General features: G+C 71.0%; 22 protein-coding genes and 1 tRNA gene. 20 read left to right on the top strand and 3 right to left on the bottom strand.

The features are described 5' to 3' along the window. The first annotated feature begins 41 nt into the window (after positions 1 to 41). Positions 42 to 452 (top strand): PPOX class F420-dependent oxidoreductase, encoded by a 411-nt coding sequence (locus ACFTWP_RS12945; RefSeq protein ID WP_380264530.1) that lies wholly within the window; start codon positions 42 to 44, stop codon positions 450 to 452. Positions 453 to 508: 56 nt separating this feature from the next. Here the strand turns inward: ACFTWP_RS12945 and ACFTWP_RS12940 are convergent, their stop codons facing one another. Continuing rightward, complete coding sequence (locus ACFTWP_RS12940) at positions 509 to 1,321, bottom strand: hypothetical protein (protein ID WP_380264529.1); 813 nt, start codon at positions 1,319 to 1,321, stop codon at positions 509 to 511. 867 nt (positions 1,322 to 2,188) lie between these two features. On the opposite strand from ACFTWP_RS12940, the gene ACFTWP_RS12935 reads away from it, so the two are divergent. Together ACFTWP_RS12935 and ACFTWP_RS12930 are read left to right on the top strand one after the other, a co-directional pair. Further along, positions 2,189 to 2,686 (top strand): DUF4365 domain-containing protein, encoded by a 498-nt coding sequence (locus tag ACFTWP_RS12935; RefSeq protein ID WP_380264528.1) that lies wholly within the window; start codon positions 2,189 to 2,191, stop codon positions 2,684 to 2,686. Next, the gene (locus ACFTWP_RS12930; protein ID WP_380264527.1) at positions 2,667 to 3,908 is read left to right on the top strand and encodes a hypothetical protein; all 1,242 of its coding nucleotides are present in this window, start codon (positions 2,667 to 2,669) and stop codon (positions 3,906 to 3,908) included. The genes ACFTWP_RS12935 and ACFTWP_RS12930 overlap by 20 nt, the downstream gene beginning before the upstream one ends. 215 nt (positions 3,909 to 4,123) lie before the next feature. On the opposite strand, the gene ACFTWP_RS12925 is transcribed toward ACFTWP_RS12930, so the two are convergent. Together ACFTWP_RS12925 and ACFTWP_RS12920 are read right to left on the bottom strand one after the other, a co-directional pair. Then, entirely contained in the window at positions 4,124 to 4,810 is a 687-nt protein-coding gene (locus ACFTWP_RS12925; protein WP_380264526.1) for a hypothetical protein, read from the bottom strand. Between the two features lie 441 nt (positions 4,811 to 5,251). Continuing rightward, a tRNA-Arg gene (locus ACFTWP_RS12920) sits at positions 5,252 to 5,323 on the bottom strand. Positions 5,324 to 5,486: 163 nt separating this feature from the next. Here ACFTWP_RS12920 and ACFTWP_RS12915 point away from each other — a divergent pair. The 17 genes from ACFTWP_RS12915 to atpB all read left to right on the top strand — a co-directional run bounded on the left by ACFTWP_RS12915 (position 5,487) and on the right by atpB (position 26,411). After that, the gene (locus ACFTWP_RS12915; RefSeq protein WP_380264525.1) at positions 5,487 to 6,002 is read left to right on the top strand and encodes a response regulator; all 516 of its coding nucleotides are present in this window, start codon (positions 5,487 to 5,489) and stop codon (positions 6,000 to 6,002) included. 102 nt (positions 6,003 to 6,104) lie between these two features. Beyond that, the gene (argS, locus tag ACFTWP_RS12910) at positions 6,105 to 7,805 is read left to right on the top strand and encodes an arginine--tRNA ligase (RefSeq protein WP_380264524.1); all 1,701 of its coding nucleotides are present in this window, start codon (positions 6,105 to 6,107) and stop codon (positions 7,803 to 7,805) included. A gap of 186 nt (positions 7,806 to 7,991) precedes the next feature. Then, positions 7,992 to 9,383 carry a diaminopimelate decarboxylase gene (gene lysA / locus ACFTWP_RS12905; RefSeq protein ID WP_380264523.1) on the top strand — a complete coding sequence of 464 codons (1,392 nt, stop codon included), beginning with the start codon at positions 7,992 to 7,994 and terminating at the stop codon, positions 9,381 to 9,383. Between the two features lie 132 nt (positions 9,384 to 9,515). Continuing rightward, complete coding sequence (locus ACFTWP_RS12900) at positions 9,516 to 10,808, top strand: homoserine dehydrogenase (RefSeq protein ID WP_380264522.1); 1,293 nt, start codon at positions 9,516 to 9,518, stop codon at positions 10,806 to 10,808. A gap of 8 nt (positions 10,809 to 10,816) precedes the next feature. Then, positions 10,817 to 11,905, top strand: a complete 1,089-nt coding sequence (gene thrC / locus ACFTWP_RS12895; RefSeq protein WP_380264521.1) for a threonine synthase — start codon at positions 10,817 to 10,819, stop codon at positions 11,903 to 11,905. 424 nt (positions 11,906 to 12,329) lie between these two features. Next, a complete protein-coding gene (thrB, locus tag ACFTWP_RS12890; RefSeq protein WP_380264520.1) occupies positions 12,330 to 13,247 on the top strand; it encodes a homoserine kinase in 918 nt (305 codons plus the stop codon). A 605-nt stretch (positions 13,248 to 13,852) separates the two neighbouring features. Then, positions 13,853 to 15,991, top strand: coding sequence for a transcription termination factor Rho (gene rho, locus ACFTWP_RS12885; RefSeq protein WP_380264519.1), 2,139 nt, complete (start codon positions 13,853 to 13,855; stop codon positions 15,989 to 15,991). 211 nt (positions 15,992 to 16,202) lie between these two features. Beyond that, entirely contained in the window at positions 16,203 to 17,324 is a 1,122-nt protein-coding gene (locus tag ACFTWP_RS12880; RefSeq protein WP_380264518.1) for an LCP family protein, read from the top strand. A 182-nt stretch (positions 17,325 to 17,506) separates the two neighbouring features. Beyond that, entirely contained in the window at positions 17,507 to 17,731 is a 225-nt protein-coding gene (gene rpmE, locus ACFTWP_RS12875; protein ID WP_380264517.1) for a 50S ribosomal protein L31, read from the top strand. A gap of 130 nt (positions 17,732 to 17,861) precedes the next feature. Beyond that, the gene (gene prfA / locus ACFTWP_RS12870; protein ID WP_380264516.1) at positions 17,862 to 18,938 is read left to right on the top strand and encodes a peptide chain release factor 1; all 1,077 of its coding nucleotides are present in this window, start codon (positions 17,862 to 17,864) and stop codon (positions 18,936 to 18,938) included. Positions 18,939 to 18,990: 52 nt separating this feature from the next. Next, positions 18,991 to 19,857 (top strand): peptide chain release factor N(5)-glutamine methyltransferase, encoded by an 867-nt coding sequence (gene prmC / locus ACFTWP_RS12865; RefSeq protein WP_380264515.1) that lies wholly within the window; start codon positions 18,991 to 18,993, stop codon positions 19,855 to 19,857. Between the two features lie 226 nt (positions 19,858 to 20,083). Then, a complete protein-coding gene (locus tag ACFTWP_RS12860) occupies positions 20,084 to 20,731 on the top strand; it encodes an L-threonylcarbamoyladenylate synthase (protein ID WP_380264514.1) in 648 nt (215 codons plus the stop codon). Positions 20,732 to 20,742: 11 nt separating this feature from the next. After that, positions 20,743 to 21,402 (top strand): protein-tyrosine-phosphatase, encoded by a 660-nt coding sequence (locus tag ACFTWP_RS12855; protein WP_380264590.1) that lies wholly within the window; start codon positions 20,743 to 20,745, stop codon positions 21,400 to 21,402. A 152-nt stretch (positions 21,403 to 21,554) separates the two neighbouring features. After that, positions 21,555 to 22,904, top strand: a complete 1,350-nt coding sequence (gene glyA / locus ACFTWP_RS12850; protein ID WP_380264513.1) for a serine hydroxymethyltransferase — start codon at positions 21,555 to 21,557, stop codon at positions 22,902 to 22,904. Positions 22,905 to 23,132: 228 nt separating this feature from the next. After that, positions 23,133 to 24,566: an MraY family glycosyltransferase gene (locus ACFTWP_RS12845; RefSeq protein WP_380264512.1), complete on the top strand. Its 1,434-nt coding sequence runs from the start codon at positions 23,133 to 23,135 to the stop codon at positions 24,564 to 24,566. Between the two features lie 300 nt (positions 24,567 to 24,866). Further along, positions 24,867 to 25,310 (top strand): hypothetical protein, encoded by a 444-nt coding sequence (locus ACFTWP_RS12840; protein WP_380264511.1) that lies wholly within the window; start codon positions 24,867 to 24,869, stop codon positions 25,308 to 25,310. A gap of 285 nt (positions 25,311 to 25,595) precedes the next feature. Next, positions 25,596 to 26,411 carry a F0F1 ATP synthase subunit A gene (atpB, locus tag ACFTWP_RS12835; RefSeq protein ID WP_380264510.1) on the top strand — a complete coding sequence of 272 codons (816 nt, stop codon included), beginning with the start codon at positions 25,596 to 25,598 and terminating at the stop codon, positions 26,409 to 26,411. Positions 26,412 to 26,434 lie beyond the last annotated feature (23 nt).

Genomic DNA, 26,434 nt, shown 5'->3' with positions numbered 1-26,434 from the left:
GGCCGTCGACCCGCGGATCCTGATCCCCTAGGGTCCGGTACATGACAGCCTCGCTGAACGACGCCGTACGCAAGCTCCTGGACGCGCCGAACTCCGCGGTCCTCGCCACCCTGAACCCGGACGGCGCCCCGCAGACCTCGGTGGTCTGGGTCGGCCGCGAGGGGGACGACCTGGTCGTCTCCACCGCCGCCGGGCGCCGCAAGGAGAAGAACATCCGCCGCGACCCCCGGGTCAGCCTCACCGTCTACGACCCCGCGAACCCGGACGTCTACGCCGAGGTCCGCGGCACCGCCACCGTGACCGAGGACGAGGGACGCCGGCTCGCCGCGGCGCTCGCCGACCAGTACGAGGGCCCGGGCGCCGGGCAGGAGTACCTCGACCTGCCGGCCACACAGGTCCGCCTGGTCATCCGGATCACCCCGGCACGCGTCCTCGGCAGCGCCGCGACCTGAGGCCCGATCGGTGCCGGGGCGGCCGCGCCCCGGCACCTACGGCAACCGGCGTGCCGTCAGACGCACTTCGACCCGCGGTCGACCAGCACCACCGCACCGACCTTCTCGGCGGCCACGGTGAACTCGTACACCCAGCCCTGCGGCCCGCCGGCCGGCATCCGGTAGCGGCCGTCGCCGGTGAGTTCCAGGCCGCGCGCCGTGTAGGCCTGCTTGAGCTCCTCGACGGTGGAGCCGGCGCCGATCCCCTCGGCCGTCCGGGCGTCCGCCGGGGCGACCAGCTCGTGCAGTCCGCCCTTGCCGAAGGAGGCGCCGCCGGCGGCCGCGAAGGCCTTGTCCCGCGCCTCGCGCGCCGCCGCCACTTCGACCACGGCCCGGGCCGCGTCGGCCATCGCCCCGGCGGCCTCCGCCTGGCGGGCGGCGTCGTCGGCGGACTCCCGGGCCGAGGCGCCGGGCCCCGCCCGACCACTGTCCGCCTTCGCGGCGGCGGCGTCGGCCTTGGCGTCCAGGTCCTTGAGCTTGGCCTCGGCCGCCGTCTCGGCGGCCATCCTGACCGGGTCGGGCGCGGGCCCGCCCCGGTAGGAGAAGTCGACGCAGCCGCCCAGCGTGGACACCGGGGCGGCCGCCAGCTCGCCGCCGGCCAGCGCCGCCTCCTTGGCCGTGCCCGGGGCCAGCCCGCGGTACCCGGCGGCGCCGAACACCTCCGGCGCCTTGCCGGCCTTCGACTGCCCGGCGCCGCCCACCGCGGCGGGGCCCGCGGCCCCACCGCTGGAACAACCCACCGCGCCCGCCCCGACCAGTGCCACCGCGAGACCCAGGCCGATCATCCGCCCGGCCCCGCCGCCGGACATCCGTCCCGATACTGCCGTCATCACTGCTTCCCCCCACCGCATGCCGACGGGCCGGCACCCGCCGCCCGTTTCAAGATCATTATCCATGCCGGCAACACCACCGGGCCGGCCGGGGCAGCGGGCGGGCCGCGCGAACAGGCGCGCCGACCCGGCCACTTCGGGGCGGCGGCTCCGTTGGCCAGTCGGGTCCCGAGTCACCCGTACTGCCCCGGACATGGCGAAGGCCCACCTTCGCGGCAACTCACTGCTCGGCTGGGCCTCTTCAGTACTTCTCGCGAAGTGCCCCCGGTAGGATTCGAACCTGCGCACCCACCTCCGGAGGGCGGCGAGTGGGGACTGGGCGTGACCTGGGCCGATCCGGCATCTGAGAACAGCGACCACTTGGCTCGCGCGGTGCCTTGGTCATCTCTTGCTGACCGCAAGATCTGGTGCGCATCTGGCGCGAGCTGGAGCAACCAGTTTGGAAGACGGCTGCCCCGGATATGGCTGACCTGGCGACTCGCTGACCTGAGGGGGAGTGGGGTTTCGCCGTCAACCTCGTGTCTCCTGCCCTCTCAGCCCTGGTCGAACGGTGCAGAAGGCACGGGACAAGCCGAGGAGTTCCGGCGGGCCCTATGCCGGTGGCCCATGTGGGATCGCGCAGGCACGTGGGCTGCGAGCATGCCCAGAGGAGCCTCCCGATGGCAGGCAGCGCGGGTCTGGCCACTGTCACACCGTCACACTAGTGTTCGAGCATGACGGAAATTGAAGAACGCCCATGCCGTGCACCCCCAAGGATCTACGCTTCCGGTGGGAGGTGTGCCTATGGTGGCGGCAAGCGGGGCAAGCGGCACGAAAATGCCACGCCAGAGGCACATTGAGGCCGTAAACCCCAAAACAGTCACTGACATGATGGAGCTGCTTCAGCTCGGGTACGTGACCAGCGTGGCTGCTACGGCTGGGTGCACGATTGAGCGCGTGACTGCTGACCTGTGGGGCATGGATGTGGCCTTCGTGAGGCCGCCAGCCACGCCTCTTGAGGAGGAGGTGATGCTCCTTGCTCAGCTCAAGTGCACCACTCAGACCACTCCCGACCCTGCGAAGGAAACGTTCAGCTACCAGTTCACGAAGCGCCAGTACTTCGATCATCTAGTCAAGCCGCGCCGTAACTTCAAGTCAGTCCTAATCGTTATGACCGCACCGGCGGTGCAGGCGGACTGGACGGAGGCTACGCATGGCGGACTACTGACTCGCCGCGCCTGCTACTGGAAGCACTTGGAAGGCTTGAAAGCCGAGGAAAGTGTTCAGAAGCCTAGCGTCAGAATTTCGACCAGCGACATCTTCGACGCGCAAACCCTGATTAAGCTTATGGACCGAGTTGATAGGGGTGATCCGCTTCATGGCTGAGCCATCTGTCTCCGCTTTGGCGGATCGGGTCAACCCGGAGAAGCTTGCCGTCCTGTTGGAGGACTCGGGTTGGACGCTTGCGGGTGGGCGCCGGGGTATTTATCTTCGGCTCGCGCCACCTGGCGACAATCCGATCTGGGCCCGGGCTGCCAGCCTTCTTCTCCCGCTGGATCAGGAAGATCCGGACTATCCAGAAATAATGGGCGCCGCGCTTGATCAGATCGCACAGAATCACGATTTCTGGGCGCGGGTTGTCTTTCCGAAGCTGGCTGTCAATAGTTCTGATGAGTTCCGATTCCGGCGTGAATCTGCTGCGCCAAGTGGACTCATTGATTGGCGAAGCGGTGAGCGACTGATCGAGTCAGCTCGCCGCGCCATGGTAGCGGGCGCAAAGTACTACATGGGTCCAGGGCGGCATTTCGTAAATCGACACGGCCGATTTGCAAGTCGCTATCTCGATCAAGTTCTTATGGGTCAGACAGCTCCCGGCAGCTACATCGTCACGGCCTTCGTCCCACCGGCTGGTTACGTCCCCTTGAAGTCGGAGCCAGAGCCTGCATTTGAGGGATTGGGTTCAGTCTCATCACGCTCTGTGAGCGAAGCTGTCGTCAAAGCTGTTGAGGCAACCCTTGAAGCTGTCGAGCATTTTAGGAATACAGGAGCCCTCTCTGGCTTCCTGGACGGCGTGCAGAATGGCGTCTCGTATGAGATGACAAATGCACTTCTTGGGATGGCATCGATGTCAGATGGCGCCGATATCACCGTCGATTGGGACCCGGCTGTTCCGGTCGACGGCTCAGCGTCACTTCGCTATGAGCTGCAAGGTTCCGATGCTGAGGTTCTGAGTAAAGCTGCACAGCAGCTTTCGGAGGATGACGGGCCGCAGAACGTGACTGTAATCGGACGTGTGCACCTATTGGCAAAGAAGCAAGCAGGAAGTCCGGGAGTTTTCGGTGTGGAGTCAATTGGCTCTGGATCTCCGAAGAAGGTGCGCGTCAGGCTGGCTGACGAAGAGGACTATCATGCTGCCATCCGTGCACATGAGGAAGATCTTGGGATTCAAGTCAGTGGGCGGTTGGAAAAGGAAGGAAATCTTAGCTGGCTCTACAATGCTACCGTGATGCGGATTATTGGCCCTATTGAGGACTTGGAGTCCAAGAAGCGGTCAAGGAAGCGTCGGGCGCAAAAGGGCGAGCCGGGTCTGTTTGACTTGTCAGAGTGATTGTTCCTACTTGCTTGGCAAGATTCAAAGGGCGGCGGAGCGGTTTTGGTCGGTGTCCTGTCCGGGTTGGGCTGAGCACGATCGGGAGGCCGTCAGCTTGCCCGCGATCTCGGGCAGGTCTTGGACCTGGCCGCAATGTGCCCGAGTGGCCCCCGATCCTGCTCGACTCGGGTCCTAACCCGGACAGGTGCGTAAAACCTCGGAGCTGCCCTTCCTCAGCCATGGCAGGTTGGTACTGTGCCCTCGACGTAGCCGCGCAGGGCGTCCGCGTGTTCGGCAGTGCCGGCGCTCTCGGCGTCCATGGCTCCTCGCAGGGCTGCACCGACCAGGGCCTCGCGGTCGTCGGTGACCGCCACCGGGCCCCGCTCGTCGGCGTGCTCCAGGACGAGAGTGGAGTCGGCCAGCACCAGGTACTCGACGACCTCGTCCGCGAGCCGCACGGCGACGACCGTGGCCGACGGGGTGCCCGGGTGGGTGAGGTCGCAGGTGTCGGCGTGCAGCTCGGCGGTCAGCGTGATCGCGTCGGCGAGGCAGTCGGTCAGCGCGCGGTCTGGCTGGTTGGTGACGGCGGCGAGCAGGCTGACGCCGAGTCGGGAGACGTACCAGGCGACTCGATGGACGCAGCCGCACGCCGATCCGGCGGGCGTGCCGGCGCCGTCGAGCAGGACGACGGCGTTCGGACCGGCGACTGTGAAGTCCTCGTCGGGACAATCCGGTTCGGTAGTTCGTCGCTCTTCAGCGGCGTGACATCGACCTGGAGAAGGGCATCGTGCGGGTCCGTCGCCCGTCGTGCCCAGGCCGAACCCCAGACCGGCACTCTCAAGATCAAGAAGCCGAAGAGTGAGGCCGGGGTGCGACCGGTGGCCTTCCCCGACTCGATTCTGGCTGAGCTCGCCGAGCACCCGCGCTGGTTCTGCGAGGACGGTCCCACCGGCCTGGGCTTCGGCGGTCCCCCGCGGCGGGAGGCTGCGGTGCGGCGGTTTCCACAACGTGTGGACAACCATGCGGCGCAGGTCCGGTGCCGACGGCATCCGATTCCATGATCTTCGGCACACCGGGAACACCCTCGCGGCCGACATGGGCGCCAGTACGCCGGAACTGATGCACCGTATGGGGCACTCCACGACGGACGCGGCGCTCAGGTACCAGCACATGCGCGGGGGCGGCGGTCCGGCAGGCCCTGGGGAGGTGGCGGAAGCGTGCCGGTAAGCCCAGGCCCGCGGGGGAGCCGGACCCGTCTGGCGCGCAACTGGCACGGGCCCATCCGGCCCCGGAGCATGACGAAGGCCCAGGTTGACGGATGAAATCCGCTGACCTGGGCCTCTTCAGCACTTCTCGCGAAGTGCCCCCGGTAGGATTCGAACCTACGCACCCGCCTCCGGAGGGCGGTGCTCTATCCCCTGAGCTACGGGGGCCTGCTCCTCGTCGCGACCTTGCTGCGACGTGGAGAACATTACCAGGCCGTCGGCTCTGTCCGTGCACGGGTTTTGACGGCCGCGTCGCGGTCGGTCCCCGCGGGGGCGACGGAAGTGGGCAAAGCCCGGACGTGGTGGTGGGCGCGCGGCTACCCTCGGTGAGGTGTCTGGAGTGTCCGGGCGGGTCCTCGTGGTGGACGACAGCGAGGTGATCCGCCAGCTGATCAGAGTCAACCTGGAGCTTGAGGGCTTCGAGGTGGTGACTGCCGCCGACGGTGCCGAATGCCTGGAGGTCGTCCGCCGGGTGGACCCGGACGTGGTGACGCTCGACGTGATGATGCCGCGCCTGGACGGGCTGAAGACGGCCGCCCGGTTGCGCGCGGCGCCGCTCACCAGTCGGCTGCCGATCGCGATCGTCAGCGCCTGCACCCCGGCGGACCTGGACCGGGGTGAGTCGGTGGGCGTGGACGGCTACCTGGGCAAGCCCTTCGACCCGGCGGACCTGGTGGCCCTGGTGCACCGGCTGATGACGCTGCGCGAGGTGGGCGAGCGGGCGGCCGGTTTCGCCTACGGCTTCGGCGACGGTCCGGGCGGTCCGGGCGGGCCGGCTGGTCCGGGGGGTGGCGGCCCACTGGGAGGCCCCGGTGAATTCCGCTCTCAGCGAACAGAGCGGGGTTGACGGCCGGCGCCGTCGGCGCCGTGATTCTCAACGGCGTGCCGGTCGGGTGCCCGTGGGGCGGTTGAGGGCCGGCCGGCCCCCGCGTCTCAACGGGTAAACCGGGTGGCGGGCGGGCACCCCGTCTCGCCTACGCTTGGCGTCGTGACACCCGCAGAGCTTTCCCAAGCAGTCCAGGCCGCAGTGAGCGCCGTCGTAGAGGCGGGCGAGCTGACCGTCGCCGTGCCCGAGCACGTGACGGTCGAGCGACCCAAGAACAGGGACCACGGCGACTACGCCACCAACGTGGCCCTCCAGCTCGCGAAGCCGGCCGGTCGGCCGCCGCGAGCCGTCGCCGAACTGCTCGCGGCCCGCCTGCGAGAGCTGCCCGGTATCGCCGCCATCGACATCGCCGGCCCGGGCTTCCTCAACATCACCTTCGACGCCGCCACCCAGGGCGAGCTGGCCCGCACGGTCGTCGAGGCCGGCGCGGCGTACGGTCGCAACGAGGCGCTCAAGGGCCTGCGGATCAACCTGGAGTTCGTGTCGGCCAACCCGACCGGCCCGATCCACATCGGCGGCGTCCGCTGGGCGGCCGTCGGCGACTCGCTCGCCCGGGTGCTCAAGGCCACCGGCGCCGAGGTCACCACCGAGTACTACCTGAACGACGCCGGCGTGCAGATCACCAAGTTCGCCGCCTCCCTGCAGGCCGTCGCGAACGGCCTGCCCGCCCCCGAGGGCGGCTACGTCGGCGAGTACATCGTCGACATCGCCAAGGCGATCGTGGACGGCGTGCCGGGTGTCCTGGACCTGCCCGAGGAGGAGCAGCTCCAGGTCTTCCGCACCGAGGGCCTGTCGCTCATGGTCGCCGAGATCAAGCGCTCGATGGACGAGTTCGGCACCCACTTCGACACCTGGTTCTCGGAGAAGTCGCTGCACGACTCCGGCGCCGTCGAGAAGGCCATCGAGCGGCTGCGCGAGCAGGGCCACGTCTTCGACCGGGACGGCGCGATCTGGCTGCGCACCACCGACTTCGGCGACGACAAGGACCGCGTCCTGATCAAGGCCGACGGCGAGACCACGTACTTCGCCGCCGACGCCGCCTACTACCTCAGCAAGCGGGACCGCGGCAGCGAGGTCTCGGTCTACATGCTCGGCGCGGACCACCACGGGTACGTCAACCGGCTCAAGGCCATCGCGGCCTGCGCGGGCGACGACATGGACCGCAACATCGAGGTCCGGATCGGCCAGTTCGTCAAGATGCTCCGTGACGGTGAGGAGGTCCGCATGTCCAAGCGGGCCGGCAACATCATCACCATCGACGACGTGGTCGACTGGATCGGCGTGGACGCGGCCCGGTACACCCTGGCGCGCTCCTCCACCGACTCCACGATCACCCTCGACATCAACGTGCTGACCAGCCAGACCAACGAGAACCCGGTCTACTACGTCCAGTACGCGCACGCCCGGATGTGCGCGGTGTTCCGCAAGGCCGCCCAGCTGGGCGTGGACAAGGGCGCCTCGGCGGACTTCAGGCCGGAGCTGCTGGCCACCGAGTGGGAGTCCGACCTGCTCGGCCACCTCGGCGAGTTCCCGCGGGTGCTGGCCTCCGCGGGCGAGCTGCGCGAGCCGCACCGCGTCGCGGTGTACCTGGAGCAGCTGGCCGGCAAGTACCACCGCTTCTACGAGAACTGCCTGTTCCTGCCCAAGGGCGACGAGGAGCTGACGGACACGCACCGCGCGCGCCTGTGGCTGGTGGAGGCCGCCCAGACGGTGGTCGCCAACGGTCTCGACCTGCTCGGCGTCACAGCCCCCGAGCGGATGTAACCGCCCCACGTCGAGACGGGGCGGTGACGGTCGGACAGCGACCGTCGCCGCCCCTTTCCGTAAGCAGGAGCCCTCCACAGCAGGACCCCTCGCACGCAGGACCCCGCACGCAAGACCCCGTACGCAACGCAAGAGCCCTCGCAAGCAAGAGCCCCTGACGAGTCCAGAGCCACAGAGGATGAGGAAATGAGCCGCTCCGCACACCCCGCAGGCCCCCGCCACGGCGACGTGCTGCCCGAGGGCCACTACCAGGCCCCGCCGAGCGACCTGAACGCCCTCGACCCGAAGGTGTGGTCCCGCACCGTCGCGCGCGGTGAGGACGGCGTGGTGACGGTCGGCGGGCTGGACGTGAAGGCGCTGGCCGCCGAGTACGGCACCCCGGCGTACCTGCTGGACGAGCAGGACTTCCGGGCCCGGGCGCGGGCCTGGCGGGACGCCTTCGGTGAGGGCGCGGACGTCTACTACGCGGGCAAGGCCTTCCTCTCCAAGGCGATCGTCCGCTGGCTGCACGAGGAGGGGCTCAACCTCGACGTGTGCAGCCAGGGCGAGCTGGTGGTGGCGCTCGCCGCCGGGATGCCGGCCGCGCGGATCGCGCTGCACGGCAACAACAAGTCGGCGTACGAGCTGGAGCAGGCGGTCAAGGCCGGGGTCGGCCACATCGTGGTCGACTCCTACGAGGAGATCGCCCGGCTGTCGGCGATCGCGGCCGGTCAGGGCGTGCGCCAGGCGGTGCTGGTCCGGGTCACGGTCGGCGTGGAGGCGCACACCCACGAGTTCATCGCGACCGCCCACGAGGACCAGAAGTTCGGCCTGTCGCTGTCCGGCGGCGCCGCCGCCGAGGCGGTCCGCCGGGTGCTCGCGCAGCCGAGCCTGGAGCTGCGCGGCATCCACTCGCACATCGGCTCGCAGATCTTCGACATGGCGGGCTTCGAGGTCGCGGCCCGCCGGGTGGTGGCGCTGCTGTCCGAGGTGCGCGACGAGCACGGGGTGGAGCTGCCGGAGATCGACCTCGGCGGCGGCCTGGGCATCGCGTACACCAGCGAGGACGACCCGCGGGAGCCCGCCGAGATCGCGGTCGCGCTGGCCGAGATCGTCCGTCGCGAGTGCGCGGCTGCGAACCTCACGACCCCGCGGCTGAGCGTCGAGCCGGGCCGGGCGATCGTCGGCCCGACGGCGTTCACGCTGTACGAGGTGGGCACCATCAAGCCGCTGGAGGGCCTGCGGACGTACGTCAGCGTGGACGGCGGCATGTCGGACAACATCCGCACCGCGCTGTACGACGCCGAGTACTCCGTCGCGCTGGTGTCGCGCACCAGCGACGCCGAGCCGATGCTGGTCAGGGTGGTCGGCAAGCACTGCGAGTCCGGTGACATCGTGGTCCGCGACGCCTTCCTGCCGGCCGACCTGGCCGTCGGCGACCTGATCGCGGTGCCGGCCACCGGCGCCTACTGCCGGTCGATGGCGAGCAACTACAACCACGCCCTCAAGCCCCCCGTGGTCGCGGTCGCGGACGGTGCGGCGCGGGTGATCGTCCGGCGCGAGACGGAGGAAGATCTCCTGCGCCTCGATATCGGATGACGAAATTCTTGTCTCAGATCATGGAACGACCGTAGATCCCTGCGGAAAGTCCCGGAGACTGGTACGGACCGAAGGTCCGGCGGCCGTCCGAAATGGCCGCCGGAATACACGAAGAATGCAGAGCGGAGTCGGATGATGCGTACGCGCCCGCTGAAGGTGGCGTTGCTGGGCTGTGGTGTGGTGGGCTCCGAGGTGGCGCGCATCATGACGACGGACGCCGCCGACCTCGCCGCGCGTATCGGCGCGCCGGTCGAGCTCGCCGGCATCGCCGTCCGCCGGGCCGGCCGGGCCAGGCCGGGGGTGCCCGAGCACCTGATCACCACCGACGCCGAAGCCCTGGTCAACCGCGGTGACATCGACGTGGTGATCGAGGTCGTGGGCGGCATCGAGCCGTCCAAACACCTGATCCTCTCCGCGTTCAAGCAGGGTGCCTCGGTGGTCAGCGCCAACAAGGCGCTGCTCGCCAGGGACGGCAGCGAGCTGCACCGGGCGGCCGCGGACGCCGGCGTCGACCTGTACTACGAGGCCGCGGTGGCCGGCGCGATCCCGCTGATCCGCCCGCTGCGCGAGTCGCTCGCCGGCGACCGGGTCAACCGGGTGCTCGGCATCGTCAACGGCACGACCAACTTCATCCTGGACAAGATGGACTCCACCGGCGCCGGCTACTCGGAGGCGCTGGAGGAGGCCACCGCGCTCGGCTACGCCGAGGCCGACCCGACGGCCGACGTCGAGGGCTTCGACGCCGCCGCCAAGGCCGCGATCCTGGCCGGCATCGCCTTCCACACCAAGGTCACCGCGGCCGACGTGTACCGCGAGGGCCTGACCGAGGTGACCGCCGCCGACATCGCCTCCGCCAAGCAGATGGGCTGCGTGGTCAAGCTGCTGGCGATCTGCGAGCGTTCGGCCGACGGCGAGTCGGTCACCGCCCGGGTGCACCCCGCGATGATCCCGCTGTCGCACCCGCTGGCCTCCGTCCGCGAGGCGTACAACGCGGTGTTCGTGGAGGCCGAGGCGGCCGGCCGGCTGATGTTCTACGGCCCGGGTGCCGGCGGCGCGCCGACCGCCTCCGCCGTGCTCGGCGACCTGGTCGCGGTCTGCCGCAACAAGGTCGCGGGCTCGACCGGCCCCGGCGACTCGGTGTACACCCAGCTGCCGGCCAAGCCGATGGACGAGGTCGTCACCCGCTACCACGTCAGCCTGGACGTGGACGACCGTGCGGGGGTGCTCGCCCAGGTGGCGTCCACCTTCGCCGAGCACGGCGTCTCCATCGACACCGTGCGCCAGCAGGGACGCGACGGCGACGCCTCGCTCGTCGTGGTCACCCACCGCGCCACCGACGCCGCGCTCTCGGCGACGGTCGACAAGCTCCGCGCGCTCGACAGCGTGCGGGGAGTGGCCAGCATCATGCGGGTTGAAGGGGAGTAGGAAGCACCATGAACGCAGTGATCGACAGAGCTGCGCACACCCACCAGTGGCGCGGCCTCATCGAGGAGTACCGCGACCGGCTGCCGGTGAGCGACTCCACCCCGGTGGTCACCCTGCTGGAGGGCGGCACGCCGCTCGTCCCCGCGCAGGTGCTCTCCGAGCGCACGGGCTGCGAGGTGTACCTCAAGGTCGAGGGCGCCAACCCGACCGGGTCCTTCAAGGACCGCGGAATGACGATGGCGATCTCCAAGGCCAAGGAGGAGGGCGCGCAGGCCGTCATCTGCGCCTCCACCGGCAACACCTCGGCCTCGGCCGCCGCGTACGCGGTGCGCGCCGGGATGGTGTCGGCGGTGCTGGTGCCGCAGGGCAAGATCGCCCTCGGCAAGATGGGCCAGGCGCTGGTGCACGGCGCGAAGATCCTCCAGGTGGACGGGAACTTCGACGACTGCCTCACTCTCGCGCGTGAACTGTCCGAGAAGTACCCGGTGGCGCTGGTCAACTCGGTGAACCCGGTGCGCATCGAGGGCCAGAAGACCGCCGCCTTCGAGATCGTCGACATGCTGGGCGACGCCCCGGACATCCACGTCCTGCCGGTCGGCAACGCGGGCAACATCACCGCGTACTGGAAGGGCTACCGCGAGTACGCCGCCGACGGCCTCTCCTCCCGGCTGCCGCGCATGTGGGGCTTCCAGGCCTCCGGTTCGGCCCCGATCGTGGACGGGCACCCGGTGCTCAAGCCGCAGACCATCGCGACCGCGATCCGGATCGGCAACCCGGCCTCCTGGGACTTCGCGCTCGCCGCGCGGGACGACTCGGGCGGCCTCATCGACAAGGTGACGGATCGTCAGATCCTCTCCGCCTACCGGCTGTTGGCCTCGCAGGAGGGCGTCTTCGTGGAGCCCGCCTCGGCGGCCAGCGTGGCCGGCCTGCTGGCCAAGGCGGAGGCCGGACTGGTCGACCCGGGCCAGCGGATCGTCTGCACCGTCACCGGCAACGGCCTGAAGGACCCGGACTGGGCGGTGGCCGGCGCGCCGCAGCCGCCGGTCGTCCCGATCGAGGCGGAGGCCGCCGCCCGCAAGCTCGGGCTGCTGGACTGACGTCGCGAACCCGGTGGGCCGACTCTTTCGGGGGTCGGCCCACCGGCTTCTGCGGATGACACTTTTGTGTCAATTAGCCGGCCCAATTCGCCGTCATTCCGGCACGTATTCCGGCCAGAACCGGCAACACACCGGATCGGTGGGCCGCGGGGTGTACCGCTCTGGAACTTCTCTTCGATACTCTGGGTTCGGCCGTGTGGCACATGCCCCGGGCCCGACCCGTCCCCAGGGCCGCGGCATCGGCTGTGACCGCCCGCCCCCGCGGGGGCCCTGCGTGCAGACCCCGCGTCGTCCCACCCGCCGCCCGCGTCCGCCCGGGCTGCCCCCCGCCCCCCGCCGTCACCCCGCACCGACGCCCGCCCGGACACCGTCCGGCAGGGCACCACCGCGCGACAGCGCCTAGTTCTTCAGGAGGGTCCAGCCGATGGCCGGTCCTGCGTTCCGTGCCGCCGCCGTCCGGGTCCGGGTGCCCGCCACCAGCGCCAACCTGGGCCCCGGCTTCGACGCCTTCGGACTGGCCCTGGGCCTCTACGACGACGTGGTGGTCCGGGTCGCCGACTCCGGTCTCTCGGTGGACATCGCGGGCGAGGGCGCCGACAGCCTCGCCCGGGACGAGCGCCACCTGGTCGTCCGCTCGATGCGCGCCGCCTTCGACCGCCTGGGCGGCCAGCCGCGCGGCCTCGAGGTGGTGTGCGCCAACCGGATACCGCACGGCCGCGGCCTCGGATCCTCCTCCGCCGCCATCTGCGCGGGCATCGTCGCCGCCCGCGCCGTCACCATCGGCGGCCCGTCCGCCCTGGACGACGAGGCGCTGCTGGCCCTCGCCTCCGAGCTGGAGGGCCACCCCGACAACGTCGCCGCCTGTCTGCGCGGCGGCTTCACCATCGCCTGGACGGACGAGGACTCCGCCAAGGCCGTGACGCTGGAGCCCGCCGCCGAGGTCGTGCCGGTGGTCTTCGTGCCGTCCACCGAGGTGCTCACCGAGACGGCCCGCGGACTGCTGCCGAAGACCGTGCCGCTCGCCGACGCGGCCGCCAACGCCGGCCGGGCGGCGCTCCTCGTCGAGGCCCTGACCAGGCGGCCCGGCCTGCTGCTGGCCGCCACCGAGGACCGCCTGCACCAGGACTACCGGGCCTCCGCGATGCCCGACAGCGCCGGGCTGGTGGGCGCGCTGCGCGCGGAGGGCGTGCCGGCCGTGATCTCCGGCGCCGGCCCGACCGTGCTCGCGTTCACCGACGCGGAGGGCGCCGACAAGCTGATCGGGTTCGCCGGCCCGGGCTTCGCCGCCCACCGGCTCGAACTCGACCGCGTGGGCGCCTCGGTCCTCCCGCTCGACGTCTGAACCGGCAGGTCGCCGCGGGTGCGCGCACCCGCGGCGAGGCCCGACGGTACGGACACGATTGGCAAGCGCAAGGCTGGGGAATGTCTGAGGGGGTCGGTAGTGTTAACCTCATTGCTGCACCAGGTGCCCTCCGGGGCTCGGTGCGCCGCGTCCCGATCCCAGCACTCCGCTTCCGCGGAGTCAGGGCGATGCACGGGACCGCGATTCTCCGGGAGCCCGCCACAGCGCGTACGCAGCCTGCCTGCGCGATTGAGGCCGCATCCCGAAGCCGCGACGGCACCTGACTCCCACCCGCGGTCTCCAACCTGAGGCCCGGCCGGGCGGAACACGGGCGACCGTCTCGCAACGGGGGCCAGGGATTCGCAGGCAGTGGGATCCTCCGGCTCCATGGCGGGCAAGGAGGGCGCGGGCCGGCACGAGACCGGTCCACCGCGCAGACCGAGCACCACCCGTGCTTCACGCACCGCACCTCGCAGCTCTCTCCCGACTGGCACCTTCATTCGGGGGACCACAGCCTCGGGCCGACGCAGACGAGCGTCGGTCAGGACAGCACAACCGGTCGCCGAGCCAGACAGGCCGACGTCCGCTCCAGGGAAGGACCCTTAGTGAGCGACACCACCGATCTGATGGGCGCGCGCCCCGACGCCGAGGCGTCGGACGCAGCCGCGGCCCCTGCGGCCCCGGCACGACGCCGTCGCACCGCCGCCGCGGGCCTTGACGGTCTCGTCCTGGCCGAGCTGCAGAAGCTCGCCTCGACGCTGGGCATCAGTGGCACCGGGCGCCTGCGCAAGAGCCAGTTGATCGAGGCCATCAAGGAGAAGAGCGGCGGCGACCCGCTGCTCGCCGGCTCCGCGCCCGCCGTTCCGGCCGCCAAGCGCGCCGCGAAGGCCGCCCCGGCCGAGGCCCCGGCCGCCGAGCCGGCCGAGAAGCCCGCCCGTCGCAGCCGCGCCGCGGCCGCTCCGGTCGAGGCCCCGGCCGACGAGCCGCAGACCCAGATCGACATCCCGGTCCAGGCCGCGGCCGAGACCACCGCGCCGGCCCGTGCCGAGCGCACCCGCCGCCGCGCGACCTCCGCCGCCGGCGCCCCGACCGCCGACGAGGCGGCCGCCGCGTCGGTCGCCACCGAGGCCAAGCAGGCGGAGGCCGGCAAGGCCGAGGCCCGCCAGGCGGACGTCAAGCAGGGCGAGACCCGCGCGTTCGAGGGTCGTCAGGAGGACGGTCGCGGTGAGAGCCGCCGTGACCGCCGGGACCGTCGCGACCGCCGCGAGGGCGGCGAGCGCCAGGACGTCGCCGACGGGCAGGCCGGCCAGGACGGCGACGGCCGCGAGTCGCGCCGCGACCGCCGCAACCGCCGCGACCGGGCCGAGCGCCAGGGCGGCCAGGGCCAGCCGCAGTCCGGTCAGCAGTCCGGCGCCCAGGGCGACGCCCAGCCGAGCCGGCAGACCCAGCAGGGCGGCGGCCAGCCGCAGGTCCAGCAGGGCGGTTACGACGACGACGAGTTCGGCGACGGACGCCGCGGCCGCCGTGGCCGCTACCGCGACCGCCGGGGCCGCGGCACCCGCCGCGACGGCTTCGACGTCGGCCCGGCCGAGCCGCAGGTCGGCGACGACGACGTGCTGATCCCCGTCGCGGGCATCCTGGACATCCTCGACAACTACGCGTTCGTGCGCACCTCCGGCTACCTGCCGGGCAGCAACGACGTCTACGTCTCGCTCGCCCAGGTGCGCAAGAACGGCCTGCGCAAGGGTGACGCGATCACCGGCGCCGTGCGCCAGCCCAAGGACGGCGAGCGCCGCGAGAAGTTCAACGCCATGGTGCGGCTGGACTCCGTCAACGGCATGGACCCGGAGAGCGGCCGCGGCCGTCCCGAGTTCGGCAAGCTGACCCCGCTGTACCCGCAGGAGCGCCTGCGCCTGGAGACCGACCCGGGCGTGCTGACCACCCGGATCATCGACCTGGTGTCGCCGATCGGCAAGGGCCAGCGCGGTCTGATCGTCGCCCCGCCGAAGACCGGCAAGACGATGATCATGCAGGCGATCGCCAACGCGATCACCCACAACAACCCCGAGTGCCACCTGATGGTCGTCCTGGTCGACGAGCGTCCGGAAGAGGTCACCGACATGCAGCGGTCGGTGAAGGGCGAGGTCATCTCCTCGACCTTCGACCGCCCGGCCGAGGACCACACCGTGGTCGCCGAGCTGGCCATCGAGCGCGCCAAGCGCCTGGTGGAGCTGGGCCACGACGTGGTGATCCTGCTGGACTCGATCACCCGCCTGGGCCGCGCCTACAACCTGGCGGCGCCGGCCTCCGGCCGCATCCTGTCCGGTGGTGTCGACTCGACCGCGCTCTACCCGCCGAAGAAGTTCTTCGGCGCCGCGCGCAACATCGAGAACGGCGGCTCGCTGACCATCCTCGCCACCGCGCTGGTGGAGACCGGCTCCCGGGCCGACGAGGTCGTCTTCGAGGAGTTCAAGGGCACCGGCAACATGGAGCTCAAGCTCGACCGCAAGCTCTCCGACAAGCGCATCTTCCCGGCCGTCGACGTCGACGCCTCCAGCACCCGCAAGGAGGAGATCCTGCTGGGCAAGGAGGAGCTGGCCGTCACCTGGAAGCTCCGCCGGGTGCTGCACGCGCTCGACTCGCAGCAGGCCATCGAGCTGCTGCTGGACAAGATGAAGCAGACCAAGAGCAACGCCGAGTTCCTGATGCAGATCGCCAAGACGACCCCCGGGTCCGGCGACTGACCAGCAGCACGGTCGCACCACCCCGGAGCCCCGGGCCGCCCACGCGGCCCGGGGCTCCGGCGTTCCCCGCTCCGGCCGGGCCCGGGCCCGGGACCCGCCTCCCCGCCGTCCGGCCGCCTGACCGGGCGCCTTCGCTTATCCTCGAAAGAGTGGTCATATCGGCCATCCATCGTAAAACTCTCATAAGCCGCCTATGCGAGGACGGGACCAGATGGCTGATCACCGGACGGGCCGCAGCAGTCGCAGCCGGGCCCTGCGGATCGCCGCCTGCGGTCTCGTGGCGCTCGTCGTCCTCGGCGCCGGGGCGGCTGGCTACGCGTACTGGAAGTTCAACGGGAACCTCAAGAGCGTCGACATCGACGCCAGCCTGGGCACCGCCCGGCCCCCGGCGGCCACCGACGGCTCCTTCAACCTGCTGGTGCTCGGCTCGGACTCGCGGGCCGGCGGCAACGGCGCCCTGGCCGGCGGCGACACCACCGACACCGCCCGCTCGGACACCGCGATGGTGGTGCACGTCAACCAGGCGCACACCGGCGCCCAGGTGGTCTCCATCCCGCGCGACACCCTGGTCGCCCGCCCGGCCTGCACCGACGCCGCCGGCCGGACCGTCCCCGCCGTCCAGCGGGCGATGTTCAACAGCGCGTACGAGACCGGCGGCGCGGCCTGCGCGGTGAAGACCGCCGAGCAGCTGACCGGGCTGCGGATGAACCACTACGTCGAGATCGACTTCTCGGGCTTCGCGCACGTGGTCGACTCCATAGGCGGGGTCACCGTGACGACCACGGTGGCCATCCACGACAAGGACAGCGGCCTCGACCTCGCGGCCGGCACCCACCACCTCGACGGCGCCGCCGCGCTCGCCTTCGTCCGGACCAGGCACGGCATCGGCAACGGCAGCGACCTGGGCCGGATCGAACTGCAGAAGCAGATGCTGAAGTCCGTGCTGCAGCAGGTCGGCAGCATCGGACTGCTGTCCAACCCGGTCAAGCTGTGGTCCGTCGGCGACACGCTGACCAGCAGCATCACCACCGACTCCGACCTCGCCTCGGTGAACTCCCTGGTCGGCCTCGCGCAGTCGCTCAAGGACATCGGCCCGGAGGAACTGTCCATGGTCACCCTGCCGGTGGCGACGGCGCCCTCCGACCCGAACCGGGTGGTCTCCCAGCAGCCCCAGGCGGGGCAGCTGTGGACGGCCCTCAGGGGCGACCAGGCCATCCCGCAGGCCGTCCTGGCGGTGCAGCCGGGCAATCCGGCCACCTCGCCCTCCGGCGCCGCCACACCGCCCTCCGGGGCCTCCGCGGCCAGCTCGCCGGCGGCCGCCGTCCGTCACTAGGGAGCGCCGGCCGGGGCGGGCCGGACCGGGCCCGGGGCGGCTCCGGGAGGGCCCGGAATATCCCCGCACCGTCCCCGGTTTGGGAAGAAGCGGGCAGTCCTGGCAGACTGGTCCGTCGGTCCCGGTTCACGTGCGGCTAATCAGACGCCGACCCGGTGCCCTCCCGAACCTAGGAGAACCCCTTGAAGCCCAACGTTCACCCCACGTACGTGGTCACCTCCGTGACCTGCACCTGTGGCAACGAGTTCACCACCCGCTCGACCGAGACCAGCGGCGTCATTCGCGCCGAGGTGTGCTCGCAGTGCCACCCGTTCTACACCGGCAAGCAGAAGATCATGGACACCGGTGGCCGCGTCGCCCGCTTCGAGGCCCGCTTCGGCAAGGGCCACAGCGGCAAGCAGGCCTAGCGCTCCCACGGCGCCGGTCTCCGGTGTCCCCGTCCAGTACGGGGGCACCGGGACCGGCGCCGTTCGCGTCCCACCGCCGCACCCCCGCGCACAGCCGCCACCACAGACCGATCCGGAAGTAGGCCATCCCATGTTCGAGGCAGTCGAAGAGCTCCTCGTCGAGCACGCCGCCCTCGAGGAGCGGCTGGCCGACCCGTCCGTCCACGCGGACCAGGCGAACGCCCGCAAGCTCGCCAAGCGCTACGCCGAGCTCACTCCGATCACCGCCACCTACCGCGCCTGGCGCCAGGCCGGCGAGGACATCGAGGCGGCCCGCGAGTTCGCGGCCGAGGACCCGGACTTCATCGCCGAGGTGAAGGCCTCCGAGGCCCGCCAGGCCGAGCTGACCGAGGACCTGCGCCTGCTGCTGGTGCCCCGGGACCCGAGCGACGAGAAGGACGTCATCCTGGAGATCAAGGCGGGCGAGGGCGGCGAGGAGTCCGCGCTGTTCGCCGGCGACCTGCTCCGGATGTACCTGCGCTTCGCCGAGCGCATCGGCTGGAAGACCGAGATCATCGACTCCAACGAGTCCGACCTCGGCGGCTACAAGGACGTCTCGGTGGCCGTGAAGACCAGGGGCACCATCGAACCCGGCCACGGCGTCTGGGCCCGGCTGAAGTACGAGGGCGGCGTGCACCGCGTGCAGCGCGTGCCGGCCACCGAGTCCCAGGGCCGCATCCACACCTCGGCGGCCGGCGTGCTGGTCACCCCGGAGGCGGAGGAGGTCGAGGTCGAGGTCCACGCGAACGATCTGCGGATCGACGTGTACCGCTCCTCGGGCCCCGGCGGCCAGTCCGTCAACACCACCGACTCGGCCGTCCGGATCACCCACCTGCCGACCGGTATCGTGGCCTCCTGCCAGAACGAGAAGAGCCAGCTCCAGAACAAGGAGTCGGCCATGCGTATCCTGCGCTCACGGCTGCTGGCCGCCGCGCAGGAGGCCGCCGAACAGGAGGCCTCGGACGCGCGTCGTAGCCAGGTCCGCACCGTGGACCGCTCCGAGCGCATCCGGACGTACAACTACCCGGAGAACCGCATCTCGGACCACCGCACGGGCTTCAAGGCGTACAACCTGGACCAGGTCCTGGACGGCGAGCTGAACCCGGTGATCCAGTCGTGCGTGGACGCGGACGCGGCGGCCAAGCTCGCCTCGGCACAACAGAACTGAGCAACCCGGCCCGGATGCGACGACCGGGCTGTGCCGGAAGGGGTACGTACGGATGAACCTGCTGCTCGCCGAGGTGGCCCAGGCCACCCAGCGGTTGGCCGCGGCCGGCGTGCCCTCGCCGCGCTTCGACGCGGAGGAACTCGCCGCGCACATCCACAACGTCAAGCGCAGCCAGCTGCACACCGTGGCCGACGGCGACTTCGACGCGCGCTACTGGGAGGCCATCTCGCGCCGCGAGGCGCGCGAGCCGCTCCAGCACATCACCGGCCGGGCCTTCTTCCGGTACCTGGAGCTGGAGGTCGGCCCGGGGGTGTTCGTGCCCCGCCCGGAGACCGAGACCGTCGTCGAGTGGGCCATAGACGCCGTCCGGGACATGGACGTCGCCGAACCGCTGGTGGTCGACCTGTGCACCGGCTCCGGCGCCATCGCGCTGGCCCTGGCCCAGGAGCTGCCGCGCTCCCAGGTGCACGCCTTCGAGCTGGACGAGGGCGCGATGCGCTACACCCGGCGCAACATCGCCGCCAGCTCCGACCGCGCCCGGGTCACCCTGCACGCCGGGGACGCCACCCGCGCCTTCGAGGACGACCGCTCCTGGGACGGCCGCTTCGACCTGGTGATCAGCAACCCGCCGTACATCCCGCTCACCGAGTGGGAGTACGTTGCGCCCGAGGCCCGCGACCACGACCCGCAGATGTCGCTGTTCTCCGGCGAGGACGGCCTGGACACCATCCGCGGCATCGAGCGCGTCGCCGCCCGGCTGCTGCGCCCCGGCGGAGCGGTCGTGATCGAGCACGCGGACACCCAGGGCGGCCAGGTGCCGTGGATCTTCAACGAGGAGGGCGGCTGGACGGACGCGGCCGACCACCGGGACCTGAACAACCGTCCGCGGTTCACGACGGCCCGCAAGGCGTCGCTGTGAACACCGGGCACGGCACGACGGCCCGCCGGGCGTCGTCGTGAGGGCCGGGCACGGCGCGACGGCCCACGAGGCGCCGTGGTGACCGCCGGACACCCGGTGCCCGGCCGCAGCACCGCGACCGGGACCGACCGCTCCACCAGAACCGGACACCGCAGCACCGCGCCGGGGGTGTCATCGTGAACCCCGCCGCCAACGTCATGAGCCATTTCGGAAGGGGACCGCACCGATGAGCCGCCGCTACGACTGTGCCGACGCAGGGGACCGCGCCACCGGACTGCGCGAGGCCGCCGCGGCGATCCGCCGCGGTGAGATCGTCGTGCTGCCGACCGACACCCTCTACGGGGTCGGCGCGGACGCCTTCTCCCCGGACGCGGTCGCCGCGCTGCTGGCCGCCAAGGGCCGTGGACGCAACATGCCGTCCCCGGTCCTGGTCGGCTCGCCGACCACGCTGCACGGCCTGGTCACCGACTTCTCCGAGCAGGCCTGGGAGCTGGTCGACGCCTTCTGGCCGGGCGGTCTCACCCTGGTCGCCAAGCACCAGCCCTCGCTGCGCTGGGACCTCGGCGAGACCCGGGGCACCGTCGCCGTCCGGATGCCGCTGCACCCCGTCGCGATCGAGCTGCTGAACACCACCGGCCCGCTCGCCGTGTCCAGCGCCAACCGCACCGGCGGCCCGTCCCCGGCCACCTGCGACGAGGCCCAGGAGCAGCTCGGCGACGCCATCTCGGTGTACCTGGACGGCGGCCGGGCCGACCACGCCACCGCCTCCTCGATCGTCGACGTCACGGGCAAGGTCCCGGTCCTGCTGCGGGCCGGCGCGATCAGCGCCGAGCAGCTGAGGGAGGTCGTCCCCGACCTGGAGGCCGGCAGTTGACGGCGACCTCCCTGCACGCGGGGCCCGGCATATCGCCGTACCTGAGCGTGTCCCCCCGCCCGCTGGACCACTTCCGGATCCTCTTCGTCTGCACCGGGAACATCTGCCGCTCGCCGATCGCCGAGCGGCTCACCCGGCGTGAGCTGGACACCCGGCTCAGCCCCCGGGTGGCCGGCCGGATCCTGGTGGAGAGCGCCGGGACCTGGGGCCACGAGGGCGCCCCGATGGAGGCGCACGCCGCGACCGTCCTGGACGAGTACGGCGCGGACAGCGGCGGCTTCACCGGCCGCGAGCTGCTGGACGAGCACGTGGTCGAGGCGGACCTGGTGCTCACCGCGACGCTGGACCACCGCGCCCAGGTGATCTCGATGGGCCACGCGGCCGGGCTGCGCACCTTCACGCTGAAGGAGTTCACCCGGCTGGTGCGCCGGATCGACCCGGGCACCCTGCCCGACCCGCGGCGCGGCGCCGACGTCACCGAGCGGGCCCGCGCACTGGTCCGGGCGGCCGCCGCGCTGCGCGGCTGGCTGCTCGCGGCGTCCCCCGAGTCGGACGAGGTCGACGACCCGTACGGCGCGCCGATCGGGATGTTCCGCAACTGCGGCGAGGAGATATTCCACGCCGTGGATCCGGTCGTCACCGCGCTGACCGGGGTCCGGGCACCGCGCTGAGCGGCTCGCACGTCACCGGCCGCGGCAGCCCTGCGCCCTGACGGGTGCACCCTCCCCGCGTCGGCATGACGCCTCCGCGGGCCGGTCCTACGCTGGAGGAGCCGCCCCCTGCCGGGAGTGCCCCCACCCGCGACGCCGCCGGGAGTTCCGCCATGACCGTCACCGATGCCTCGACCGGCCGCTCAGACACCGGACTCCCCGACACCGGACTTCCCGACAGCGGCGGTGCCGCCGTCGTCGCGGACGGGCCGGTCGGCGGCGCCGTCGGATGGCAGGCCCCGCAGGTGCTGCGGCAGGCCGATCCGCAGCTGGCCGACCTGCTCTCGGCCGAAGCCGAGCGGCGGGCCGAGAGCGTGCAGCTGCTCGCGGGGGAGAACCTCACCAGCCCGGCCGTGCTGGCCGCGCTCGGCGGCCCGCTGATCGACAAGTACGCCGAGGGCTACCCGGGCCGGCGCCACCACACCGGCTGCACGCTGGCGGACGCCGCGGAGCTGCTGGCCGTCGACCGGGCCCGCCAGCTGTTCGCCGCCCCGCACGCCAATGTCCAGCCCCGGTCCGCGACTTCGGCCATGCTGGCGGCGTACGCGGCGCTGCTGCGGCCCGGCGACGTGGTGCTGTCGATGTCGCTGGAGCACGGCGGGCACCTCAGCTGCGGCTCGCGCGCCAACTTCTCCGGCCGGTGGTTCGAGTTCGTCGGCTACGGCGTCCGCGAGCAGGACGGCCTGGTCGACCTGGACCAGGTCCGCGAGCTGGCCCGCCTGCACCGTCCGAAGGCGATCATCGCGGGCGGCATCTCCTACCCCCGCCACCTGGACTGGGCGGGTTTCCGGGAGATCGCCGACGAGGTCGACGCCTATCTGATCGCCTCCGCCGCGCAGACCGCCGGCCTGGTGGCCGCGGGAGTGGCCCCCTCGCCCGTCCCGTACGCGGACGTCACCGTCGCGGCCACCCACAAGCTGCTCCGCGGCCCGCGCGGCGGCCTGCTGCTCTGCACGGCCGAGCTGGCCGACCGGGTGGACCGCGCGGTCTTCCCGTTCACCCAGGGCGGCGCGGCGATGAACGAGGTGGCCGGCAAGGCGGTGGCCTTCGCCGAGGCGGCCACCCCCGCGTACCGGGACTACGCCCGCCGCACGGTCGACGGCGCCCGGGTGCTGGCCGCCGCGCTGGCCGGGGCGGGCCTGCGCCCGACGACCGGCGGCACCGACACCCACCTGGTGACGGCCGACGTCTCCCCGCTCGGCCTCAGCGGCGCGGAGGCCGAGCGCAGGTGCGCCGCGGTGGGCCTGATGCTGGGCAAGTGCGCGCTGCCCTACGATCCGGCGCCGGTCGCGGAGGGTTCGGGGATCCGGCTGGGCACGGGTGCGGTCACCGCGCAGGGGATGGGCGAGGCGGAGCTCGCCGAGATCGCCGCGCTGATCGGGCAGGTGCTCGAAGGCGGTCCGCAGGCCCGGATCGGGGCCCGGGTGCGGGAGCTCGCGTGGCGGTTCGCCGGTCGGGGCTGAGGGCCGGATCGGGCCTCGTACCGGCCGCGCGCGGGGGTCGGAGCGGGCCCGGAAACCGCCCGGCCGGCGGCCCGAACGGGGATCCGTACCCGTCAGCGCGAACCGCGATGCACAAGGACGGCGTCCAACTCAATAAGGTATGTGCCGTGGCGACGCACCTCGAACCCCGGAAGAGCACGGGAGTACCTTCGGTATTCACCCGTCGGACTGTGACGCTGGAGGCGCGTGGTGCGTGAGTATCTCCTGGTGCTGTTCTGCACCGCGGCCGTCACCTACCTCCTGACCGGACCGGTCCGCAGGTTCGCCATCCTGGCCGGCGCCATGCCCCCGGTCCGCGCCCGTGACGTGCACCGCGAGCCGACTCCCCGGCTCGGAGGCATCGCGATGTTCGGCGGACTCTGCGCCGGCATCCTGGTCGCCTCCCAACTCGACAACCTGAGCAAGGCCTTCGTCGAGGGGTCGGACATCAGGGCGCTGCTCTCCGGCGCCGGGATCATGTGGATCCTCGGCGTGCTGGACGACAAGTGGGGCGTCGACGCACTGGTCAAGCTGGGCGGCCAGATGATCGCCGCGGGCGTGATGGTGTGGCAGGGCGTCACGGTGATCTCGCTGCCGCTGCCCGGCTACGGCACGGTGGCGGTCGGCCCGACCCAGGGCATGGTCATCTCGGTGGCCCTGGTCGTCATCATGGTCAACGCGGTGAACTTCATCGACGGCCTGGACGGCCTGGCGGCCGGCATGGTCTGCATCGCCGCGGGAGCCTTCTTCCTCTACTCGTACCGCCTCTGGTACGGCTACACGATCACCGCCGCCGCCCCCGCGGTGCTCTTCAGCGCCCTGCTGATCGGGATGTGCCTGGGCTTCCTGCCGCACAACCTGCACCCGGCGCGGATCTTCATGGGTGACTCCGGCTCGATGATGCTCGGCCTGATGCTGGCCGTCTCGGCGATCTCCATCACCGGCCGGGTCGACCCGGACCTGCTGACCGACCGCACCGAGTCGCTCGCCGTCACCGTGCACACCCTGGTGCCCGTCTACATCCCGCTGCTGCTGCCGCTGACCGTCATCGCGCTGCCGCTGGCCGACCTGCTGCTCGCGGTGGTCCGCCGCACCTGGGCGGGGAAGTCGCCGTTCGCCGCGGACAAGCAGCACCTGCACCACCGGCTGCTGGAGGTCGGGCACTCGCACAGCCGGGCCGTGCTGATCATGTACTTCTGGGCCGCGCTGATCGCCTTCGGCACGGTGGCCTTCTCGGTCACCGACACCGGCCGGACCGTGGTGCTGACCATCGCCGGGTTCTGCCTGCTGGGCATCGTCGTGCTGCTGATCCCGCGGTTCCGTCCGCACGCCCCGCAGGCCGTGCAGGCCTTCGTGCCGCCGCGCTACCGCCGGGCCGGGGCCGACGCGGACGCCGAGCGGGGCCCGGCGCTGGACGGCGCGGAGGGCGAGCCCGGTGCGGCGCCGACCGCCGCGGACTCCGAACCGGGTACGGCATTGGCCGGGGACAAGGCGCCGGCCGGGGCGCGGGGCGAGGACGCGGGCGCCGCGGCGCCCGCCATGGCGGAGCTCTCGGCGAAGGACAAGGACCTGCTCGTCCGGCTCGGCACCGGCGCGTCCGCGGTGAGCGGGCGCGGGCGTGGGCGGGGCTCGCGCGAGGGCTGACCGGCGCGTGTGATGGTGTGTCAATCTGCTTCACCCGTACGGCGGCACTACTGGGCCATCGGTGTGACAGGTACCACACGTTCATGGTAAAGCTCTCATCAAATAGTTTGTGATACCGTTCACGAGTACCGAGAAACGCGCCGAAAGACCTGACAGGTGGAGGACTTCCGTCCCTGGTCGGGTCTCCCTCGACGGGCTCGCCGCCAAGCGGCCGGCCTGCGGCGATTCCTCCGGTAGGTGCCATCCACCGCATTGTGCGCCCGTCCCCCGTTTCCCCGACATGCCGCCGGAGTTGCCGACATGCCGTCCCCCGACGCCCGGATCCTTCGCGGCGCCGCAATCCCCACTGCGGTCGCCGGAGTCATCGCCATGGCGATCTCGACCGCGGTCGTGGGTGGCAAGGGGCTGCTCGGCGCACTCTTCGCGACCCTGCTGGTGATCGTCTTCTTCGCCTCCGGACAGCTCGCCCTGGATCGGCTGACCAGGAACAACCCGCAGATGATGATGGCTGCGGGCCTGCTGGTCTATACCACTCAGATCCTGCTGGTGGCGATCGTTCTCGCGGTGTTCAAGAAAACGACGCTCTTCGACACCAAGGTCTTCGGCTTCACGCTGCTCGGCTGCGCTCTGATCTGGACGGGTTTCCAGGTGCGCGGCGCGCTGAAGGCGAAGATCTACTACGTCCAGCCCGACGCCTCCGAAAACAAGGCCGACAAGCCCGGTGACTCGGGGCGTCAACAGTGACGAGCCCCAACTGTCCCCCCAACGAGGGGGGCGGTGTTTATGCGGTACTGACGGGCTGCTATCGTCCGTCGCAACAACGGAGTACGGGAAGAGGCCAGGTCCATCCGCCAGACGGACGGATCGCCCCCCGGACCCGCGCAGTCTTCGATGATCCCGCGACGGTGCCCGACACCGCCGCGCCGGGTCGGCGAGAAACCCATCAAGTTCCAGTGCCGCACCGTGGCCGCAGGCCACGCCGACACACCGAGGTTGCCGTAACCATGCGTCACGACGAAGGAGTCCGTGGTGAGTGCTGACCAGCTCACGCCGCTCGCCTCAGAGGCTGGCTGCCACCTGTTCTCCGGCTGCGGCTTCCCGGCCCCCGGTCTGAACGAGTTCCAGTTCGAGCCGATCTTCACGATCGGGAGCGTCGACTTCAACAAGCCGATGCTCCTGTCGATGATCGCAGCCCTGCTGGTCATCGGCTTCTTCTGGGCGGCGTTCGCCAGGCCGAAGCTCCTCCCCGGCAAGCTGCAGCTGGTCGGCGAGATCGGCTACGACTTCGTCAAGCGCAGCATCGTGCTGGAGACGATCGGCAAAAAGGGCGAGAAGTACGTCCCGATGCTGGTCTCGATGTTCTTCTTCGTCTGGATCATGAACATCATGTCCGTGATCCCGTTCGCCCAGTTCCCCGTGACGGCGGCGATCGGATTCCCGGCCGGCCTCGCGGCCGTGGTCTGGGTGACGTACATGGGCCTGACCTTCAAGAAGCACGGCTTCGTCGGCGGTCTGAAGAACCTCTGCTGGCCGTCGGGCATCCCCGGCTGGGTCATGTTCATCCTGGTGCCGATCGAGTTCTTCTCGAACATCTTCGTGCGCCCCTTCACGCTCGCGGTCCGAGCCTTCGCGAACATGTTCGCCGGCCACCTGCTGATCGTGATGTTCTCCATCGCCTCCTGGTACCTGCTCAGCCCGAGCCTCGGTGCGCTCTACGGCTCCGCGTCGTTCATCGTCGCGGTCGGCCTCACCGGCTTCGAGCTGCTGGTCCAGTTCCTGCAGGCCTACATCTTCGTGATGCTCGCCAGCAGCTACATCGCCGGTGCCCTCGAAGAGGCGCACTGAGCCCCGCAGCCTTCCGGCTGCGC

The sequence above is a fragment of the Kitasatospora sp. NPDC057015 genome (assembly GCF_042673745.1).
In the GTDB taxonomy this organism is placed as follows: domain Bacteria; phylum Actinomycetota; class Actinomycetes; order Streptomycetales; family Streptomycetaceae; genus Kitasatospora.
The sequence above is the reverse complement of the archived record's forward strand: the minus strand, read 5'-3'. Positions and strand labels throughout refer to the sequence as shown.

Excerpts from the sequence above, each read along its gene's own strand:
- ACFTWP_RS12945 (WP_380264530.1), top strand. The coding sequence starts at position 42 with ATGACAGCCTCGCTGAACGACGCCGTACGCAAGCTCCTGGACGCGCCG.
- ACFTWP_RS12940 (WP_380264529.1), bottom strand. The coding sequence starts at position 1,321 with ATGACGGCAGTATCGGGACGGATGTCCGGCGGCGGGGCCGGGCGGATG.
- ACFTWP_RS12935 (WP_380264528.1), top strand. The coding sequence starts at position 2,189 with ATGATGGAGCTGCTTCAGCTCGGGTACGTGACCAGCGTGGCTGCTACG.
- lysA (WP_380264523.1), top strand. The coding sequence starts at position 7,992 with ATGAGCCGCTCCGCACACCCCGCAGGCCCCCGCCACGGCGACGTGCTG.
- ACFTWP_RS12900 (WP_380264522.1), top strand. The coding sequence starts at position 9,516 with ATGATGCGTACGCGCCCGCTGAAGGTGGCGTTGCTGGGCTGTGGTGTG.
- thrC (WP_380264521.1), top strand. The coding sequence starts at position 10,817 with ATGAACGCAGTGATCGACAGAGCTGCGCACACCCACCAGTGGCGCGGC.
- thrB (WP_380264520.1), top strand. The coding sequence starts at position 12,330 with ATGGCCGGTCCTGCGTTCCGTGCCGCCGCCGTCCGGGTCCGGGTGCCC.
- ACFTWP_RS12880 (WP_380264518.1), top strand. The coding sequence starts at position 16,203 with ATGGCTGATCACCGGACGGGCCGCAGCAGTCGCAGCCGGGCCCTGCGG.
- prfA (WP_380264516.1), top strand. The coding sequence starts at position 17,862 with ATGTTCGAGGCAGTCGAAGAGCTCCTCGTCGAGCACGCCGCCCTCGAG.
- prmC (WP_380264515.1), top strand. The coding sequence starts at position 18,991 with ATGAACCTGCTGCTCGCCGAGGTGGCCCAGGCCACCCAGCGGTTGGCC.
- ACFTWP_RS12860 (WP_380264514.1), top strand. The coding sequence starts at position 20,084 with ATGAGCCGCCGCTACGACTGTGCCGACGCAGGGGACCGCGCCACCGGA.
- glyA (WP_380264513.1), top strand. The coding sequence starts at position 21,555 with ATGACCGTCACCGATGCCTCGACCGGCCGCTCAGACACCGGACTCCCC.
- ACFTWP_RS12840 (WP_380264511.1), top strand. The coding sequence starts at position 24,867 with ATGCCGTCCCCCGACGCCCGGATCCTTCGCGGCGCCGCAATCCCCACT.